15 protein-coding genes are annotated in these 18,627 nt (G+C 74.3%); 12 read left to right on the top strand and 3 right to left on the bottom strand.

Features of this window, described 5'->3' with window-relative positions:
* Positions 1–56: 56 nt before the first annotated feature.
* Entirely contained in the window at positions 57–2,135 is a 2,079-nt protein-coding gene (locus tag WME83_RS12355) for a hypothetical protein (RefSeq protein WP_437319480.1), read from the bottom strand.
* Between the two features lie 61 nt (positions 2,136–2,196).
* Between WME83_RS12355 and WME83_RS12350 the strand changes: the two genes are divergently transcribed.
* From WME83_RS12350 to WME83_RS12340, 3 genes are all read left to right on the top strand, one after another.
* Positions 2,197–2,724 (top strand): tetratricopeptide repeat protein, encoded by a 528-nt coding sequence (locus WME83_RS12350; RefSeq protein WP_437319479.1) that lies wholly within the window; start codon positions 2,197–2,199, stop codon positions 2,722–2,724.
* Between the two features lie 38 nt (positions 2,725–2,762).
* Complete coding sequence (gene sthA, locus WME83_RS12345) at positions 2,763–4,160, top strand: Si-specific NAD(P)(+) transhydrogenase (RefSeq protein WP_437319478.1); 1,398 nt, start codon at positions 2,763–2,765, stop codon at positions 4,158–4,160.
* A gap of 78 nt (positions 4,161–4,238) precedes the next feature.
* Positions 4,239–4,883: a Uma2 family endonuclease gene (locus WME83_RS12340; RefSeq protein WP_437319477.1), complete on the top strand. Its 645-nt coding sequence runs from the start codon at positions 4,239–4,241 to the stop codon at positions 4,881–4,883.
* A 35-nt stretch (positions 4,884–4,918) separates the two neighbouring features.
* Here WME83_RS12340 and WME83_RS12335 read toward each other — a convergent pair whose 3' ends face one another.
* Together WME83_RS12335 and WME83_RS12330 are read right to left on the bottom strand one after the other, a co-directional pair.
* The gene (locus WME83_RS12335) at positions 4,919–5,698 is read right to left on the bottom strand and encodes a hypothetical protein (RefSeq protein WP_437319476.1); all 780 of its coding nucleotides are present in this window, start codon (positions 5,696–5,698) and stop codon (positions 4,919–4,921) included.
* Positions 5,695–7,707 carry a hypothetical protein gene (locus WME83_RS12330; protein WP_437319475.1) on the bottom strand — a complete coding sequence of 671 codons (2,013 nt, stop codon included), beginning with the start codon at positions 7,705–7,707 and terminating at the stop codon, positions 5,695–5,697. The genes WME83_RS12335 and WME83_RS12330 overlap by 4 nt, the downstream gene beginning before the upstream one ends.
* Before the next feature lie 435 nt (positions 7,708–8,142).
* On the opposite strand from WME83_RS12330, the gene WME83_RS12325 reads away from it, so the two are divergent.
* The 9 genes from WME83_RS12325 (at position 8,143) to WME83_RS12285 (ending at position 18,487) form a co-directional block, all read left to right on the top strand.
* On the top strand, positions 8,143–8,904 hold the full coding sequence (locus tag WME83_RS12325; protein WP_437319474.1) for an SDR family NAD(P)-dependent oxidoreductase: 762 nt from the start codon (positions 8,143–8,145) through the stop codon (positions 8,902–8,904).
* A complete protein-coding gene (locus WME83_RS12320) occupies positions 8,901–9,368 on the top strand; it encodes a RidA family protein (RefSeq protein ID WP_437319473.1) in 468 nt (155 codons plus the stop codon). The genes WME83_RS12325 and WME83_RS12320 overlap by 4 nt, the downstream gene beginning before the upstream one ends.
* The gene (locus WME83_RS12315) at positions 9,365–9,943 is read left to right on the top strand and encodes a MarR family winged helix-turn-helix transcriptional regulator (protein ID WP_437319472.1); all 579 of its coding nucleotides are present in this window, start codon (positions 9,365–9,367) and stop codon (positions 9,941–9,943) included. Before WME83_RS12320 ends, WME83_RS12315 begins: the two co-directional genes overlap by 4 nt.
* Before the next feature lie 48 nt (positions 9,944–9,991).
* On the top strand, positions 9,992–10,873 hold the full coding sequence (locus tag WME83_RS12310) for an enoyl-CoA hydratase family protein (RefSeq protein ID WP_437319471.1): 882 nt from the start codon (positions 9,992–9,994) through the stop codon (positions 10,871–10,873).
* Positions 10,870–12,099, top strand: coding sequence for an acyl-CoA dehydrogenase family protein (locus WME83_RS12305; protein ID WP_437319470.1), 1,230 nt, complete (start codon positions 10,870–10,872; stop codon positions 12,097–12,099). Before WME83_RS12310 ends, WME83_RS12305 begins: the two co-directional genes overlap by 4 nt.
* 2 nt (positions 12,100–12,101) lie before the next feature.
* Positions 12,102–13,586 carry an NADH:flavin oxidoreductase gene (locus WME83_RS12300; protein WP_437319469.1) on the top strand — a complete coding sequence of 495 codons (1,485 nt, stop codon included), beginning with the start codon at positions 12,102–12,104 and terminating at the stop codon, positions 13,584–13,586.
* Positions 13,587–13,588: 2 nt separating this feature from the next.
* Positions 13,589–15,286 (top strand): benzoate-CoA ligase family protein, encoded by a 1,698-nt coding sequence (locus WME83_RS12295; RefSeq protein ID WP_437319468.1) that lies wholly within the window; start codon positions 13,589–13,591, stop codon positions 15,284–15,286.
* A 2-nt stretch (positions 15,287–15,288) separates the two neighbouring features.
* Entirely contained in the window at positions 15,289–16,086 is a 798-nt protein-coding gene (locus WME83_RS12290; protein ID WP_437319467.1) for a creatininase family protein, read from the top strand.
* 505 nt (positions 16,087–16,591) lie between these two features.
* Entirely contained in the window at positions 16,592–18,487 is a 1,896-nt protein-coding gene (locus WME83_RS12285; protein ID WP_437319466.1) for a DNRLRE domain-containing protein, read from the top strand.
* The last annotated feature ends 140 nt before the right edge of the window (positions 18,488–18,627 follow it).

The raw sequence follows: 18,627 nt of genomic DNA, 5'->3' as shown, positions 1-18,627 counted from the left end.
CATGGATCCGTCGCGCGGCGCCCCCGCGCCCTCCCGACGCGCTGCGTCCCGGCCGATCACGGCCGCAGCAGCCAGACGTGGAAGCTGCGGAACGTCCCGAGGAGCGAGCGGATCCGGATCCGATCGCCCGGCGCGACGTCGCGCAGCGGCACGCGGATCTCGAACCAGCGTCCCGCCGGGCGCTCGGGCACCTCGACGCGCGCCTCGCCGCCTGCGTCGCGCAGGGCCGCGACGCCGAGCGCGATCGGACCGCCCCCGTCGGTGCGCAGCGCGAGCACGGCAGGCCCTCGGGCGATCGCGGCGGCGGCGCCGACCGTGAACGACTGCTCGCGCCCCTCGGGGATGAGCCTGCCAGCGTCGAACCGCGGCGCGCCGTCGCCGCCCGCGCCGTCGCCGCCCGCGCCGTCGCCGCCGCCCGGCAGCACCGCGCCGATGACCCAGCCGCCGCGCGGCGACGGGAAGGCGTAGCCGTGGGCTCGCTCGTCAACGAGATCGGCGATGTCCACCTCGTCGATGACCCCGGCGCGGCGCTCCCCCGGCGGGGCGAGCGCCGACCAGTCCGCCTCGTAGATCACCTTCTCGTCCGCGGCGCAGATGACGTTGTCGTCGATCTTCACCGCGTCGACGCGCCGGCCGAAGACATCCGCGAGGCCGCCCCACCAGGAGGGGTACAGGGCGAAGACGTCCGGCCGCTCGGCGGGGTCGAGCCGCTCGATGAGCTCGACCACGGCGGGCACGCCGTGCACCGAGGCCCGCGCGAACGGCATCCCCCGGTACCCGCCGAGGCCGAGCCCGTCGATGGCGGGGATGCCCGACAGGTACGGGATCGCGCCCGCGTCGCCGAGGAGCACCCGCCGCGGCGCTCCGGTTTGGCGCGCGCGCGCGGCGAGCCGCCGCGCGACCTCGACGTGCTGGCCGGCGATGTTCGCCGAGGCGCGGGCGAAGTGATCGATCTGCCGCGCGAACCCCCCGGACGGCGCGGCGAGCGCCGCGACCGCGAGCGCCGCCGCGACGCCCGCCGCGAGCCGGCCCCGTCGCGCGAGCGCCTCGGCCCCGAGCGCCGCGGCGAGGAGCAGCATCGCGAGCGACGGGGCGGCGTAGCGGAGGTTCTGGTAACGCGCCGTCGCGTTGAGCGCGACGAGCAGCAGCGAGCCGTACGCGCCGAGCAGGAGCGGCACGGCGACGCGCCGCGAGCGGCGATCGAGCGCCGCGACGGCGCCGAGCGCCGGCAGGACGAGGGAGAGCCACGGGCCGCCGAGGGCGCTCTCCAGCGCCTGCACCCGCAGCGCGGCGAGGTTCTTGATCACCTCCACCGCCTTCTCGAGCGGCGTGGGGTACGGGTTCGAGAGGAGGAGCTTGCGCACGGCCCCGGCGGCGCCCCACTCGCCCGTAAGCGCGCGGTTGGCGGCGGCGTGCGCGCCGAGGAGCAGCGCGGTGGGCAGCGACGCGCGCGCGAGCGAGGCGGCCGCGCCGAGCGAGCCCGCGGCGTGGGCGACGGCGACGGCGAGCGGCGCCGCAAGCGCGATCGCCTCGGGCCGCGTCGCGACGAGCAGCGCGGCGAGGAGCCCCGCCCGGAGCTGCTCGGCCGGGCGCCGCGCCGGCGGGGCGAGCTCCGCGCGCCGCACCGCGACGAGCGCCCGGCCCAGCACGGCGCCGAGCAGCGCGACCTCCATGCCGGAGAACCAGCTCCAGTCGAGCAGCGGCACGGCCACGACGAAGAGCGGCGCGACCCACGCGACCCAGCGGGACGAGGCGGCGCCGGCCCCGCCGCGCGGCTCGAGGAGCCGCCGGAGCGAGCGGCACAGGTCGAGCAGCGCGGCGCAGGCGAGGAGCGCGGCGAAGAGGCCGAGCCAGGCGCCGCGGAAGCCGAGCAGGTACCCGGGCGCGAGGGCGAGGGGGTAGATCAGGCTGGTCCCGCCCGACGAGTAGCCGTTGCCGGGGATCCACGAGAACGGGTGGCCCAGGGCCGCGGCGCGGGCGAAGCCGAAGTGGATGTAGACGTCGTCGAGCGGCGCCGGCCAGGCGCCGCCCGTCCTCTCGAGCGCGGGCCCGTAGAACGCCGCGGCCGCGCCGAGGACCGGGATGGCGGCGCTCGCGTGCCACAGGAGCAGCCTGATCCAAGGCGCGCGCCTCACGGCCCGGCCGGTACCACGAAGGGGCCGGGACCGGGCGGCAATTCTGGCTAGACTGCGGGCCATGGTGCTCAGGGCTGTGGTGGATGAATCGGTGGACGCCGCCCACTGGGAGGCGGTCGAGGAGGCGGCCGAGCTCCTTCAGGAGGAGCAGCTCCAGGAGGCGCTCGTCGCGCTGCGCGACGTGATCAAGGCCTCGCCGTCGAACCCGTACGCGTACAACCTGCTCGGGCACGCGCTCTACGAGCTCGGCCAGCTCGAGCCGGCGCGCGACGCCTACCGCGCCGCCGTGCGGCTCGCGCCGAGCTTCCTCGGGGCGCGGGTGGCCCTGTCGCACGCGCTCCGGCGCCTCGGCGACACCGACGGGGCGATCGCGCAGGCGAAGGAGGCGCTCCGCCGGTTCCCGAAGGACGGCGACGCGATGCACGCGATGGGGCTCGCCTACGCGGCGCGCGGCAACCGTGCGCTCGCTCGCAAGCACCTCCAGGGCTTCCTGGACGCGGGCCCGGAGGTCGAGGCCGCGATGGAGGTGCGGCAGATCCTCGAGATGCTCGGCGTCGGGGACGACGACGAGCCGCTCCAGTTCGAGTAGCCTCTGCCGGGGCGCGCGACGCGCCTCGGAGGAACGCGATGGCGACCACCCCGCACTTCGATCTCATCATCATCGGAACGGGGCCGGGCGGCGAAGGCGCCGCCATGACGGCCGCGAAGCACGGCAAATCGGTCGCGGCGATCGAGCGCTACACGCGGGTGGGCGGGGGCTGCACCCACTGGGGGACGATCCCGAGCAAGGCGCTGCGCCGCGCGATCTACCACATGAACCTGGTCAACCAGAGCCCCATCTACAAGCGGATGGATGTGGTCCCGGAGTACCCGTTCGCCGAGCTGCTCGCGACCGCGAACCACGTCATCGACGAGCAGGTCGACCTGCGCGAGAGCTTCTACGATCGGAACCGCGTCCAGCTCATCCCGGGGCAAGCCCGGTTCGTCGATCCGCACACGGTCGAGGTCGAGGGCGACGGGGGCCAGCGCCGGCGCTTCACCGCCGACACCTTCGTCGTCGCGACCGGCTCGCGGCCGTACCGGCCGGACGACATCGACTTCAGCCACCCGCGCATCTTCGACAGCGACACGCTGCTGCGCATGGATCACACCCCCCGCAGCATCACGATCTTCGGGGCGGGCGTCATCGGCTGCGAGTACGCGTCGATGCTGCGCAACATGCAGATCGCCGTGAACCTCGTGAACACGCGCGCCCATCTCCTGGAGTTCCTCGACGACGAGATCACCGACGCGCTCGGGTACCACTTCTGCGACAAGGGGATCCGCGTCCTCAACGGCGAGGAGCACGAGAAGGTCGAGGCCACCAAGGAGGGCGTCGTGCTCTCCCTGAAGAGCGGGAAGAAGCTCCGGAGCGAGGTCTTCCTGTGGGCGAACGGGAGGACGGGCAACACGGCCGATCTCGGGCTGGAGAACCTCGGCATCACGCCGAACAAGCGCGGTCAGCTCGAGGTGAACGAGAGCTTCCAGACGAGCCAGCCGCACATCTACGCGGTCGGCGACGTCGTCGGCTTCCCGGCGCTCGCGAGCGCGAGCTACGACCAGGGCCGGTTCGCGGCCAGCCACATCTGCGGCGACGCCGACGAGAAGCTGGTCCGGGACATCCCCACGGGCATCTACACGACGCCGGAGATCTCGTCGCTCGGCAAGAGCGAGCGCGAGCTCACGGCGGCGAAGGTGCCCTACGAGGTGGGGAAATCGACGTTCAAGACGCTCGCGCGCGCGCAGATCACGGGCCAGCAGGTCGGGATGCTGAAGCTGATCTTCCACCGCGAGACGCTCGCGCTGCTCGGGATCCACTGCTTCGGCGAGAACGCCGCGGAGATCATCCACATCGGGCAGGCGATCATGTCGCAGCCGGCGCCGAACAACACGATCCGGTATTTCGTGAACACGACGTTCAACTACCCCACCATGGCCGAGGCCTACCGGGTGGCGGCGCTCGACGGGCTCGGGCGGGTGTTCTGAGGGGCGCACCCGCGCGCTCGGGTCGGCGGTTGCTAACCGGCGGCGCCGCGGGGATACTCTGGGGAAGAGCACGCTGTCATGGCCGCCGCTGCACCCCTCCTCGCCCCCCCTGCCGAACGCGCCGAAGCGGTCGCGGCAGGCGGCTCGGAAGACCAGCTCTTCGTCGTCCATGACGTCTCGTGGGAGGAGTACGAGGCCCTCCTCGCGGTTCTCGGCGATCGCGCGGGCGTGCGGGTGACGTACTGCGAGGGAGTGCTGGAGCTGATGAGCCCGGGCGGACCGCACGAAGGGCGGAAGAAGATCCTGGCCCGTCTCGTCGAGGCGTACGCGGAGGAGGCGGAGCTGCCCCTCAGCGGGTACGGCAGCATGACCGTCCGCAATCAGCTCGCGGCGCGAGGGGCCGAGCCGGATGAGTGTTACGTGCTCGGGACGGTGGAGGACGGGGACATCCCGGCGCTCGCGATCGAGGTCATCGAGAAGAGCGGGACGATCAACAAACTTTCCGTCTATGCGGGGCTCGGCGTGCCCGAGGTCTGGTTCCTGAAGAAGGGGAAGCTCTCCCTTCACGTCCTCGGCCCGGACGGCTACGCCGAGGCGGAGCGAAGCCGGTTCTTGCCCGGGCTCGATATCACGGCGCTGACGGAGTTCATGGTGCGCCAGGGGGACCAGACGGCCGTGGTGCGCGCGTGGCGAGCGATGCTCCGGGAGCGGCGCAGGCGTTGAGCGCGGGCCGCTGAGCGGCGAAGCGCCCCTCGTCCCTACCCCCCGCCCCGCCCCTCCCCTGCGCCCCGCCCCCGCGCCGCGCACGCCGCGGCGATCGCCTCCGCCCCGGCCTCCCGCGCCGCGATCTCGCAGGCGCGCCACGCCGCGAGCCGCTCCGGCGCCGCCGCGCCGCGGGGCGCCGCCGCGACCCGCGCCTCGACCGAGCGCGCGAAGGCGCAGAGCGCCGCCTCATCCCCGCGCTCCGACAGGAGCACGCCCAGCGTGAGCGCCGCGTGCGCGACCTGCCGCTCCGCGCCCGGGTACATCGCCTCCGCGAGCGCCCCGGCGAGCGCCGGCAGATCGCGGCGCGCCGCGGCCTCGCGCGCCCGCACCTCGGGCGACGCGGCCTCGGCCCCCGCGAGGCCGAGGCGCCGCTCCAGGTAGCCCACGAGCGAGCCGGCGACGCGCTGGAACGAGGCGAGCCCGTCGGTCGGCACCTCCAGCACCCCGCCCCCGGCGCGCGCGCCCGCCGCGTCGAGGTCGAGCACGATCACGAGATCCTCCCGCTCCCCGACGACCAGGAGGTCGCTCTCCCAGTCGAGCGAGCGCTCCTCCGTGAGCCACGCCGTCGCCCGCGCGAGCTCGCCGCGCGGCAGGATCAGCGTGCCGTCCGGGAGCGCGAGGCCGTCCGCCGCCGCGTAGAGCGCCGCGACGTCCGGCGGCTCGGCCAGATCGAGCGGCCACGCGCCCGCGGACGCCGCCGGGGGCCGCGCCTCCACGCCGGGGTGCGCGAGCAGCGCGGCGACGCGCGACGCCAGATCCGAGGCCGCGCTCACGGCGCCGGCACCCGCCCGCGCGGCGCGTCCGCGAGGCCCTGGAGGAAGCCGTGCGCCTGGGCGGCCGCCGCGGGCACGTCGAAGACCACGAAGTGACCGTCGCTCCCCTCGGCGACCGGCCATTGCGCGAGCACCCCCGAGGCGCGGCCGCCGGCGAGGTTCCCGGCGAGCCCCTCGGGCGGCACCTCGACGGGCGCGGGGCCGCCGAAGCCGTACTCGCGGATCCAGCGCTGCGCGGGCGACTGCAGCGGCAAGCCCATCGCCAGCGCGTGCACCTCGATGCCGCGCGGCGGCGCGTACGTGTCGCCGCTGCCGTCCGGGTTGATGCCCTCCGTCATGTAGATGCTCTTCGGCGCGAAGCCGTCGCGGGGCGCGACGAACAGCCGCGCAGCGTAGTGGATCGGATCGACCACGTCGACGATCGACTGCGCGAGCGAGATCGCGGGGTGGAATTCGTTCACCTCCCCCTCCTCGTCGCCCGTGAGCCCGAGGAAGACCGACTTGACGAGCGCCGCGATGCTCGGGGGCGGGTTCGTCTTCTCGAGCAGGGTGATCGACATGACCGCCGACGCCCCGGAGAGCACCCCGCCCCGCGCCGAGTCGTCGGCCGCGAGGTAGAGCGGGCCGTTCAGCCCGCCCTGGGAGTGCCCGAAGAACAGGATCTTCGACGGGTCGAACCGGATCTCCTCCCCCGTGCTGGACACGCCGGCGGGCACGGTCATGCGCGACTCGGTGAAGAGGCGCGCCCGCTGCACCTCGTCGAGCGCCGACTGGCGCGCGTTCGTGCGCGCCGCGGACACGTTCTGCACGTTGTAGAACAGCGGCCCGGCCTGCGCCGCGTCCCGGGGCGCCTCCGGGCGCGCGCCGTGGAAGATCTGGTCGACGCCCATGACCGCGAGGCACCGCTCGGCGAGCGCGGCGCCGGTGTAGCTGCGGACGTAGGAGCGGTAGTCGCCGCCCGTGCCGTGGGCGTAGAGCACGACGGGGTAGCCGGCCTCGGGCATGGGGCAGCGGCTCGCGGCGGGGACCGTGATCGAGAAGCGCAGGTCGAAATAGCCGGCGATCACCGGCTCGCCGGCCTTGCTCGCGAAGCCGCCGCCATCGGCGTGGGTCGCGTACGGGGCGCGGCCGATCTGGTAGCTCGGGGACGGCCCGTACACGCCGGCGTACTCGTCCCACGACGGCGCGCGCTTCACGAGGCGCCAGAGCTCGGGCCGCGCCTCCGGCGGCGGGACGCTCGCGCGCAGGTGATCGCGCAGCGCGAAGAGCTCCGCGGTCGGGTCGGAGGTGGTGAAGACCGCGAGGTGGACGACGCGCTCGCGCTCGACGCCGGCCGCCTCGATCTCGTCGACCGCCGGCGCGAGGGCCGCCCGCGCGGCCTCGACGTCGGCGCTGGCCGGGTCGATCCCGAGCGCCTGCCGCAGCTCGGGGCTCGCCTCGACGCGGCCGCCGCCCTCGCCGCGCAGCGCGTCCGTCACGACGAGCGCGTACCGGGTCCGCGGCCGCAGCGGGAAGCCCATCAGGGGCATGAAGGCGAGGGTGTTCTCCGGCCAGTACACGCCGGCCTCACGCCGGAACTGGACCGAGATCGGGCGCCGCTCTCCGCGCGCCGGCGAGCCCGGATCGACGTCGATGAGCTGCACCGACCCGACGGGGCTCATGGCGAACGCGGGCGTCTCGGGGAGCGAGGAGACGTCGATCGGCCCGGCGAAGCGCAGGTACCCCGCTGCGGCCGGCGAGAAGCCGTCGAGGACCGCGTCCATCTCGCCGACGTACTCGTCGAGGAGCCTGAGCCGCCGCGGGTTGGGGTAACCGTCGAGCCGCACCGCGCCGCCCTCGCGGCGCAGATCGCTCGGCCACGGCGCGTCGAAGAACCGCGCTCCGCGGAGCTCGCCGAGGTGCGCCGGCGAGACCCAGATCGACGAGACGCTCGGGCGCGCGTCGCCGCAGCCGAGCGCTGCGACGAGGGACGATGCCGCGATCGTCGCCGCGGCGGAGGAGGCACGCATGCGGAGATAGTGGCGCACGCGCTCGTCGAGATCGACGGCCGTAGCGCGCGCGAAGCAGCCGGACAAGCGGAGCGCGACGCGCTGATCGGCTCACTTCGCCGCGGACGCGCTCGCCTGCGTCTCGGACGCGATCGCCTGCGTCTCGGACGCGATCGTTGCACAGCGCACGACACGCCCGCGCCGTCCGCGTTTCAGGCGCTCCGCGCAGCCGCGTTCCGGCCGGCGCGTCGGACAACTCGGGCGAGCCGGGCAAGCCGCCCCCTCGTGCGGGCGGAGCAACGATGCGCCCGAAACGGCGCGCCCGACGCGCAGGCCCGACGCGCAGGCCCGACGCGCAGGCCCGACGCGCAGGACAGCGCGCCGCGGCGCGGCAGCGAGCCGCGTCGAGGGTGACTTCGGCCTGTGCTTCATATATATATGATTTAGGTGCTCCACATGTCCCTGGAAGGCAAGATCGCGCTCGTCACGGGTGGGGGTCGCGGCATCGGCCGCGCGATCGCCGAGCGGCTCGCGCGGGACGGCGCGCGCGTCGCCGTCGCGGGCCGCACGCAGGCCGAGATCGACGAGACGGCCGCGGCCGTCGGCGGCGTCGCCGTCCGGCTCGACGTGGGCGATCGCGAGGGCGCGCTCGCCGCGCTCGCCGCGCTCGAGGCCGACGTCGGTCGCGTCGACGTGCTCGTCAACAACGCGGGCGCGGCCGAGAGCGCGCCGTTCGACAGGACCACCGACGCGCTCTGGGACCGCATGCTCGCGGTCAACGTGACCGGCGCCTTCGCGCTGTGCCGCGCCCTGATCCCGAAGATGATCGCGCGCGGGTTCGGGCGCGTCGTCAACGTCGCCTCCACCGCGGGGCTCGCCGGCTGCGCCTACTCGACCGCGTACTGCGCGTCGAAGCACGCCATGGTCGGGATGACCCGCGCCATCGCGCTGGAGATCGCCCGGACCCCGGTCACCATCAACTGCGTCTGCCCCGGGTGGGCGAACACGAGGATGGCGGACGAGGCGATCGCCCGCATCGCCGAGAAGACCGGGCGCGGCGAGGACGCGGCGCGACGGGCGCTCGAGGCGATGTCGCCCCAGGGCCGGATGGTCGAGCCCGAGGAGGTCGCGCTCGTCGTGGCGATGCTCTGCAGCGACGAGGCGCGCAGCATCCACGGCCAGGCGATCCCGGTCGACGGCGGGCAGGTGATGCGGTGAAGGGCGGCCTCGAGATCGTGCAGCCGGCCGGGTGGCCCGCGCCACGCGGGTACGCGAACGGCGTCGTGACGCGCGGCCCGACGCTGCACGTCGCGGGGCAGATCGGGTGGGACGCCGCGTCCGGGCAGATCCCGAGCGACGACCTGGCCGAGCAGTTCGCGCTCGCGCTCGACAACGTGCTCGCCGTCGTCGCGGCCGCCGGCGGCGCGCCGGGCGACGTCGCGCGGATGACCGTCTACGTGACCGACCTCGAGGCGTACCGGCGCTCGCGCGCCGCGATCGGCGCCGCGTGGCGAGCGCGGTTCGGCAAGCACTTCCCGGCGATGGCCCTCGTCGGCGTCGCGGGGCTCGTCGAGCCGCGCGCGCTCGTCGAGATCGAGGCCGTCGCGGGGCTCGTCGAGCCGCGCGCGCGCGGCGGGGCCGCGGCGGCCTCCGCGTCCCGCGGGAACGAGGGCGGCCCGTGAGGCGCGGGGCGCCGGCGAGGCGCCCGCTCGCCGTGGCGCCCCCGCCCGAGAGCGCGCGCGGCGATCAGGCCGCCGTGCGCGCCTGGGTGCGCATCCTCGCGGTCCACAAGCGCGCGCTCGCGGCCATCCGCGAGGACCTGGAGCACGAGATGACCCTCCCGCGCTTCGACCTCCTCGCGAACCTCGTGCGCAGCGACGGGCAGACGCTCGCGTCGCTCTCCCGCAGCATGCTGGTCACGGCGGGCAACCTCACCGGGCTCGTCGACCGCGCGGCGCGCGACGGCATGGTCGAGCGGCGGGCCGACCCGAGCGACCGCCGCGCCTGGCGGGTGCACCTCACCCCCAAGGGGCAGCGCGCGTTCCGCGACGCCGAGCGGCGCCACGCGGCGCGCGTCGCGAAGGTGTTCTCCGGGCTGAGCCCGGCCGAGCTCTCGACCCTGACGCGGCTGCTCGACAAGCTGCGCACCACGCTCCGCGAGCCGGACCTGCCCGTCCCGTCGCGCCCCGGCAGCGCCCGCGCGCACGCCGATCGCAGCGCCCGCAGCCCGCCGCGGCGCACGCGGACCAAGCCCTGACCGCGAGACCTCGTCCCAGCGCAGCGCACCCGAACCCGAGAGGCCCCGATGACCCTCACCCCCCGCTCCTTCCAGCTCGAGATCGCCCGCGGCGTCGCGGAGATCACGCTGAGCCGCCCCGACCGGCTGAACGCCCTCACCTTCGAGATCTACGGCGAGCTCACGGCCACGTTCCGCTCGCTCGAGCGCTCGGCCGCGCGCGCGGTCGTGCTCACCGGCGAGGGGCGCGGCTTCTGCTCGGGCGGCGACGTCGAGGGGATCATCGCCGAGCTGTTCGCGCGGGACGCGCGGGGGCTGCTCGAGTTCACCCGCGTCACCGGCGCGCTCATCCAGAGCATCTGCGAGCTCCGGCGCCCGGTCATCGCCGCGGTGAACGGGGTCGCCGTCGGCGCGGGCGCGGTGATCGCCGCCGCCTGCGACCTGCGCATCGCCGCGGCGAGCGCCCGCTTCGGCTTCATCTTCCCCAAGGTCGGCCTGTCCGGCGCCGACATGGGCGCCTCCTACCTCCTGCCGCGCATCGTCGGCCACGGGCGCGCCGCCGAGCTGCTCTTCTTCGGCGATCTCATCGGCGCCGACGAGGCGCTCCGCATCGGCCTCGTGAACCGCGTCGTCCCCGACGGCGACGCGCTCCCGCTCGCGCGCGCGTGGGCCGAGCGCCTCGCGCACGGGCCGGCGTTCGCGCACGCGATCACCAAGCAGATGCTCGAGAGCGAGCGCACGATGCCCCTCGCCGCCGCGATCGAGGCCGAGGCGCAGGCGCAGGCGCTCTGCATGGCGCACCCCGACTTCCGCGAGGCCTACGAGGCGAACAAGGCGAAGCGCCCGCCGCGCTTCGAGGGCGCCGCCCTGGGCGACGCCGCGGCGGCGCCCGCCGAGGACGACGCGGCCCCCACCCCCCGGGCCACCGGCCCGTCGGCGCCCCGCACATGACGAGGCTCGCGCTCTCCTCGGCCGATCTCCCGGTCTTCTTCGAGGAGCGCCACGCGGCCCTCGCCGCGCGGCTCACCCCCGAGGCGCTCGCCCCGCTCGCGGGCGCGCAGGGCCCCGCCGCGGTGGCGCGCTGCATGGGCGAGCCGCTCGGGCTCTACGCGCACCTCGTCCCGGAGGCGCTCGGCGGCGCGCCCGCGGGAGGCGGCCCCGCCGCGGACCCCGCGGCCGTCGACGTGCGATCGCTCGTGCTCATCCGCGAGGCGCTCGGCCAGGTCTCGCCGCTCGCCGACGCGATCTTCGCGGTGCAGGGGCTCGGCTCGTACCCGATCGTGCTCGCCGGCAGCGACGCGCAGCGCCGCGCGATCCTGCCCGACGTGCTCTCGGGGCGCCGCATCGGCGCCTTCGCCCTGACCGAGCCCGAGGCGGGCAGCGACGTCGCCTCGCTCCGGACCGAGGCCCGGCGCGAGGGCGACGGGTGGGTCCTCGACGGGGAGAAGGTGCTGATCTCGAACGTCCCGCTCGCGCACCACCTGGTCGTCTTCGCGCGCACGGGCGAGGGCGTCGGGCGCGCCGGGATCACGGCGTTCCTCGTCGACAGCGGCGCGCCGGGCGTCGCCGCGGAGCCGCTCCCGATGTCGGTCCCGCACCCGATCGGCCGGCTCCGCTTCGACGGCTGCCGCGTGCCGGACGGCGCGCGCCTCGGGGAGGTGGGCGGCGGCTACAAGCTCGCGATGCAGACGCTCGACGCCTTCCGGATCTCGGTCGGCGCGGCGGCGAACGGCATGGCGGCGCGCGCGCTCCGCGAGGCGATCGCGCACGTCACGCGCCGCAGGCAGTTCGGCGCGCCGCTGTCCGAGCAGCAGATGGTGCGCGCCTACCTCGCCGAGATGGCGACCGAGCTCGACGCGGCGCGCCTGCTCGTGGCCCGCGCCGCCCACAAGCGCGACACCGCCGGCGCGGCGGCGCGCGTCTCGACCGAGGCGGCCATGGCGAAGATGTTCGCCACCGAGGCGGCGCAGCGGATCATCGATCGCGCGGTCCAGCTCCACGGCGGCCTCGGGGTCATCGAGGGGACCGAGGTCGAGCGCCTGTACCGCGAGATCCGGCCGCTGCGCATCTACGAGGGGACGACCGAGATCCAGAAGCTCATCATCGCGAAGGGGATCCTCGATCGCGCCGCCGCGGAGCTCGCGGCGGGCGAGCCCGCCCGCGGCGAGGCGCGGTAGCGATGTGGAAGCCGCCGGAGAGGATCCGCCACGCCCTGCCCCGCGACGAGCCCCCGACCGCGGGCGAGGCGGCGCGCGCGCGCCTCTTCTCGCCGCTCCGGCTCGCCTCGGGCCTCGAGCTCGCGGAGCGCTCGTGGGTGCCGGCGATGGTCCCCTGGCGGGCGACGGAGGACGGGCTCGTCACGCAGGACGTGCTCGACTGGTACGGCCGCTTCGCCGACGGCCAGCCCGGCGCCCTCGTGGTCGAGGCGACCGGCATCCGCGACGTGCCGAGCGGGCCGCTGCTCCGCGCCGGCCACGATCGGTTCATCCCGGGGCTCGCGGAGCTCGTCCGGACGGTGCGCGCGAGGAGCGCGGGCCGCACGCGCGTGTTCCTCCAGCTCATCGATTTTCTCCGCATCCGCAGGCGCCCGACCAGGGAGAGGTTCCTGCGGCAGTTCCTGGAGGTCACCGGCGCGCACCGGCGCGCCCTCGCCGAGGCGCTCGGCGAGGCGCGGCTCGAGGGCGCCCCGGAGCCCGAGGTGCGCGAGCGGCTGCTCGCGCTCGACGACGCGCGGCTCGAGGCTGTGCTCGCGCCGCGCGAGCTCGAGGCGCTGCGCTTCGGCGAGCGGGAGCGCGTGACCGACGTCGCGCTCCCCCACATCCGCGACCTGCCGCGCGCGCTGCCGGGCCTCTTCGCCGCGGCCGCCGCGCGGGCGCGCGAGGCGGGCTTCGACGGGGTGGAGCTCCACTACGCCCACGCCTACACGATGGCCTCGTTCCTCTCCGCGCTGAACACCCGGACGGACGGCTACGGCGGCGACCGCGAGCGCCGCGCGCGCCTCCCGCTCGAGGTCTACGCGGCCGTGCGCGCCGCCGTGTCCTCCCGCTTCACGGTGGGCTGCCGCTTCCTCTGCGACGACGTCATCGCCGGCGGCAACCGGGTCGACGACGCCGCGTCCTTCGCGATCGCCTTCGCGCGCGCCGGCATGGACTTCCTCTCGCTCTCGACCGGCGGCAAGTTCGAGGACGCGAAGCAGCCCAAGGTCGGCGAGGCCGCGTATCCCTACACCGGCCCGAGCGGGTACGAGTGCATGCCGACGGCGCTCTCGGACGCGGCCGGCCCGTTCGGGCGGCAGGTGCCGAAGCAGGCGCGGGTCCGGCGGGCCGTGCGCGAGGCCGGCTTCGACACGCCGGTCGTGGTCGCGGGCGGCATCTGCACGTTCGCGCAGGCCGAGGCGATCCTCGCGGCCGGCGACGCCGACCTCATCGGCGCCGCCCGGCAGACGCTGGCCGATCCCGACTGGTTCCTGAAGCTGCGCCTCGGCCGCGGCGGCGAGGTGCGCCGCTGCATCTACTCCAACTACTGCGAGGCGCTCGATCAGCGGCACCGGCCCGTCACGTGCCAGCTCTGGGATCGCGAGGGGCTCGACGAGCCCGGCGTCGCGACGACGGACGGGGGGAAGCGGCGGCTCACGGCGCCGCGGTGGAGGCGAGAGGAGGCGTGACCATGAGCGCACCGACATTTCCCGAAGAGTTCAACCTCGCCGACTACTACCTCTTCGACCGGCTGCGCGAGGGGCTCGGCGACAAGGTCGCCCTGCTCTTCGGCGATCAGCGGCACACCTACGCCGACGTCGCCGAGCAGGTCCGCCGGCTCCGCGCGCACCTCGCGGTCGAGGACGTCGCGCGCGAGCAGCGGGTGCTCATCGTCCTGCACGACTCGCCCGCGTTCGTCTGGGCCTTCTTCGCGGCGCTCCACCACGGCGCCGTCGTGGCGATGGGCAACCCCGAGGCGCCGGCCGCCGACCTCGCGTACCTCGTCGAGTACACGCGGGCCGCGGCGGTCGTCACGATCCCGCGCGTCGCCGAGGCGATCCAGGGCGCGCTCGCCGCCGCGGACCTCCGGACGCTCGTCCTCGCGCCGGAGGTCCCGACCGGCGGCGACCTCGAGGCCGACCTCGCCCTCTCGCCGGCCCTCGATCGGCTGCGGGGCATCTCGCTCCGCGACGCCCTCGCGCAGGGGCGCGCCGCGCTCGTGCCGCGGAGCGCCCCGGTCGTCCCCCGCCCCACGCGGCGCGACGACGTCGCCATCTGGCTGTTCACGTCCGGCTCGACCGGCAGGAGCAAGGCGGCGATCCACACGCACCGCGATTTCGCCTTCAACACCGAGCGCTACGCCAAGGCGACCGTGGGCTACCGCAGCGACGACGTCACCGTCTCGGTGCCGCGCCTCTTCTTCGGCTACGCCACGGGCACCAACCTGATGTTCCCGTTCGCGGTCGGCGCGACCGCCGGCCTCTTCGTCGAGCGCCCGACGCCCGAGTCGCTCGCCCGGTACATCGAGCTCTACCGCCCCACCGTGGTCACGAACGTCCCGACGATGATGGGCAAGCTGCTCGACCACGACGACGCCCTCGCCGCGCGCGGCGAGCCGCGCCTCGACCTCTCCAGCGTCCGCTTCCACCTCTCCGCGGGCGAGGCGCTGCCGCCCGCGCTCCTCGAGCGCTTCCGCGCGCGGTTCAAGGCCGACGTCTACGACGGCATCGGCTCCGCGGAGATGTTCCACATCTACTGCACGAACCGCCCCGGCGACGTGCGCCCCGGGTCGCTCGGCCGCGTCGTGGAGGGGTACACGCTCAAGATCCTCCCCTCGGACGCGGTCGGCCCGGGCGCGCCGGAGCTCCCGCCGGGGGAGACCGGCGTGATGTGGGTGAAGGGCGACTCGGTCGCGCTCGGCTACTTCCAGGATCGCGACAAGAGCTGGAGCACCTTCCACGGCCACTGGTGCCGCACCGGGGATCTCTTCCGCATGGACGCCGAGGGCTATCTCTGGTTCAGCGGCCGCGCCGACGAGCTGCTCAAGGTGGGCGGCGTCTGGGTCGCGCCGACCGAGGTGGAGGAGTGCCTGACCGAGCACCCCGCCGTCAGCCTCGCCGCGGTGATCGGCGCCGAGGAGGCGGGCCTCGTGAAGCCGAAGGCGTTCATCGTGGTCCGCGACGACGCGCGCGGCCGCGTCGCCGCCGAGGAAGGGCGGGCCGCGCTCGCCGCGGAGCTCAAGGCGTTCGTGAAGGACCGGCTGAGCAAGCACAAGTACCCGCGGTGGGTCGTCTTCGTCGACGACGTCCCCCGGAACGACCGCGGCAAGGTCGATCGCAAGGCGCTCCGGCAGCGCGAGGCCGCCGGCGAGAACCCGGCGGGCCTGTAGGCGTGCAGGCCGCGCCGCGCCTCGCCGACCTCACGACGTCCGAGCTCGCCGCGCTCCTGTCGGGCGGCGCGCCGTGCGTCGCGCTCGTGCCGGTCGGGTCGGTGGAGCCGCACGGCCCGCACCTGCCGCTCGGGACGGACACGCTCATCGGCGAGGCCGCGGCCGAGCGTGCCGGCCGGCGGCTCTGGGAGCGGGGCGTCGCCGCGCTCCTCGCGCCGCCCATCGGCTACGGCGTGACCGACTTCGCGGCGGGCTTCGCGGGCGCGATCTCGATCCCGGCGCCCGCGCTCACCGCCTTCCTCCGCGCGGTCGCGGAGGCCTACCTGTCGGCGGGCCTGGCGCACGTCTGCTTCATCAACAACCACCTCGAGCCGGAGCACGACCGCGCCGTGCGCGCCGCCGTGGGCGACCTGCCTCCGGGCCGCGGCTCGGTGGCCTGCCCGCTCGCGCGCCGCTGGGCGCGGACGCTCTCCGCCGAGTTCCGGAGCGGCGCCTGTCACGCCGGCCGTTACGAGACCTCGCTCGTCCTCGCCGCGGCCCCCGCGCTCGTCCGGAGGGACATCGCCAGGAGCCTGCCCGATCTCGCGGTGAGCCTGTCGGAGGGCATCAAGGCAGGGGTGAAGCGGTTCAGCGATCTGGGTATGGACGCCGCCTACACCGGCGCTCCGCGCGAGGCCTCGGAGGACGAGGGCCGCGCGCTGCTCGATCTCCTCGCGGCGATGATCGTCACCGAGGTCGAAGAGGGCCTCTCCCGGGCTGCCGGCCCCGACTCCGCGCCTGGACAGGGCGGCGTCCCGTAACCCGTAAATCGGCGGCCTGAACAGGTACGTGGTCGTGCAGGCACGCGGGTAGGCAGAGGCAATCAGGCCTGCTCCCGCACCCCCGCTCACACACGGCCAGTCGGTAAAAATCCAGCGGCGCGCGCGCTCCGCCAAGCCCTCACGAGCCAAGCACGCGCCTGTGAGCCGCACCACAAAAACGAGCAAACGGGGGCTCGACAAGCGCGAGCGATTAGCGCAATAATGTCTCCTTTTGTCTCAACACAATTCGTGTTCTCACAAGGTTTCTCATCACAAATCTCGATTCGCGATTGACGTATTCCTTTTAAAGCCGTACAACGGTATCGTTTTCCTCGCGCGCTGATCGAACCCAGAACGATCCGACCGTTGGCCTGACATAGGTGATCATTCACGGCGCGCGGGCAGAGGATGATTTTGGCGGGGGGCGCTCTCTGCGCTCCAGCGCGACGGCGTCACAGTTGGCCTCGCTGGCGGGCTCGCCCGGCGATGCGGATCGGAGAGCATCATGAGGAATCGCACGTTCGTGAGAGGGAATCGGCATCTTCTCCTGGCCTACCTCGCCGCGGCATCCGGCGCGGCGGCCGCCGGGTGCGTCAGCGCGCCGGGCGCGGACGACGAGCTCGTCGACGAAGCGCAGCAGGCGGCGACCGCGTGTGTCGAGATCCAGGGGACCGCCGCCTTCAAGGATGCGTTCCTGCATCAAGGGAATCCCACCACCAACTATGGCTGGGGGCCGGACATGTATGCCGGCATCCACGTGTCAGACGGCGTGCAGAGCGTGCAGAATGCTGTGCTGGAAGCCAACCTCTCGCAGATTCCCGCCGGCGCCACGATCGTCTCGGCGGATCTCACCCTGTCCGTCAAATCATGGACTCCCGATACGGTCCGCGTGCGCCGGATCACGGCGCCCTGGAATCAGTACACGATCACGTGGAGCTCGCATGCTGAGGCCAAGGGAGACGCGGTCGAGGGCTACTTCATGGTCGGGAGCTCCGGCCGGTATACGGTGAGCCTCACGGGGCTCGTGCAGAGCTGGGTGAACGGCAGCGTCCCGAACCACGGCATCATGTTCGAGCAGACCACGAATCGCACCCAGCTCAGAACGAGCGAGATCGATGCGGCACAGCAGCCGGTTCTCCGAGTCTGCTATGACGACGCGACGGGCTCCACCTCCTCGACGAGCAGCACCACCGCGACGTCCAGCGCCACCTCCTCGACGAGCAGCACCACGGCGACGTCCAGCACCACCTCCTCCACGACCAGCACCACCACGGCGACGTCCAGCACCACCTCCTCCACGACCAGCACCACCACGGCGACGTCCAGCACCACCTCCTCCACGACCAGCAGCTCCACGTCGGGCTCCGGGGGCGCAGGCGGCGCGGGCGGTGCCGGCGGCGCGGGTGGTGCCGGCGGCGCGGGTGGTGCCGGCGGCGCGGGTGGTGCCGGCGGCGGAGGCGGGGGCGGCGTGCCCGGCCTGCCGATCAGCTGCAGCAGCAACACGCCGGGCGCCGGCGCGAACTGCGGCCTCGAGGGCAGCGACAACTGCTGCTCGACCCTGCCGGTCCCGGGTGGGGCGTTCAACCGGCTCAACCATCCGAACTACCCCGCGACGGTCAGCGACTTCTACCTCGACAAGTACATGGTCACGGTGGGGCGCTTCCGGCAGTACATCGAGCGGACCGGCGGCCCGACGCAGGCCAACCCGCCGCCCGCCGGCGCGGGCGCCCACCCGAAGATCCCGAACAGCGGCTGGGATCCGGCGTGGAACGAGAAGCTCACGACCAGCTCGGACGCGCTCCGGACGGCGCTCATCTGCGAGCAGTGGGACTGGCCGTCGTGGACCAACACCCCCGGATCCGAGGAGAAGAAGCCGATCGTCTGCGCGACGTGGTACGAGCTCTTCGCGTTCTGCGCGTGGGACGGCGGCCGGCTGCCGACCCAGGCGGAGATCAACTATGTGTCTGCCGGCGGCAACGAGCAGCGCATCTATCCCTGGGGCGGCAAGAGCGTCGAGGACATCGCGCTCGACGACGCCTCGTGGTGCTGCCAGGGCGACGGGAGCGTCGCGGGCGCCTGCAAGACGTCGTATCCCTCGCTCTACCCGTGCAGCGAGAAGGACCTCACCGAGGTCGGCAAATTCCCGCACGGCGCCGGGCGCTGGGGCCACATGGACCTGGCCGGCAATGCGTACAAGGCCACCCGCGACGGCTCGGCCATCTATCAGCTGCTCGTGCCCTGCAACGACTGCTCGCGGCTCGACAACAGCTCCCCCACGCGCTTCATGCACGGCGGCAGCTTCCTGGCCGCCGGGTACAAGCAAACGACGGACTATCAGGTCTCCTACCGGAACGACGATCGCCGCTACTACGTCACCGCGATGTGCGCGCGCGATCTGTGAGCTGACGTCCGCCGGGCGGGGGCCCGCCGCGCCGGTCCCCTCGCCTCTGCCGATATCCCCGCCTCCGCCGGTGTCCCCGCCGCCGGCCGTCCCGGAGCTCCAGGCGAGCGCCTCGGCCGGCGAGGCGCCCGCTCCGAGCC

It is taken from the genome of Sorangium sp. So ce385 (assembly GCF_051474135.1).
GTDB classification, from domain to species: domain Bacteria; phylum Myxococcota_A; class Polyangia; order Polyangiales; family Polyangiaceae; genus Sorangium; species Sorangium cellulosum_D.
The sequence above is the reverse complement of the archived record's forward strand: the minus strand, read 5'-3'. Positions and strand labels throughout refer to the sequence as shown.

Coding starts and splice junctions, on each gene's coding strand:
- WME83_RS12340 (WP_437319477.1), top strand. CDS start 4,239: ATGGCCGCCGCTGCACCCCTCCTCGCCCCCCCTGCCGAACGCGCCGAA.
- WME83_RS12310 (WP_437319471.1), top strand. CDS start 9,992: ATGACCCTCACCCCCCGCTCCTTCCAGCTCGAGATCGCCCGCGGCGTC.
- WME83_RS12295 (WP_437319468.1), top strand. CDS start 13,589: ATGAGCGCACCGACATTTCCCGAAGAGTTCAACCTCGCCGACTACTAC.
- WME83_RS12300 (WP_437319469.1), top strand. CDS start 12,102: ATGTGGAAGCCGCCGGAGAGGATCCGCCACGCCCTGCCCCGCGACGAG.
- sthA (WP_437319478.1), top strand. CDS start 2,763: ATGGCGACCACCCCGCACTTCGATCTCATCATCATCGGAACGGGGCCG.
- WME83_RS12305 (WP_437319470.1), top strand. CDS start 10,870: ATGACGAGGCTCGCGCTCTCCTCGGCCGATCTCCCGGTCTTCTTCGAG.
- WME83_RS12325 (WP_437319474.1), top strand. CDS start 8,143: ATGTCCCTGGAAGGCAAGATCGCGCTCGTCACGGGTGGGGGTCGCGGC.
- WME83_RS12330 (WP_437319475.1), bottom strand. CDS start 7,707: ATGCGTGCCTCCTCCGCCGCGGCGACGATCGCGGCATCGTCCCTCGTC.
- WME83_RS12350 (WP_437319479.1), top strand. CDS start 2,197: ATGGTGCTCAGGGCTGTGGTGGATGAATCGGTGGACGCCGCCCACTGG.
- WME83_RS12285 (WP_437319466.1), top strand. CDS start 16,592: ATGAGGAATCGCACGTTCGTGAGAGGGAATCGGCATCTTCTCCTGGCC.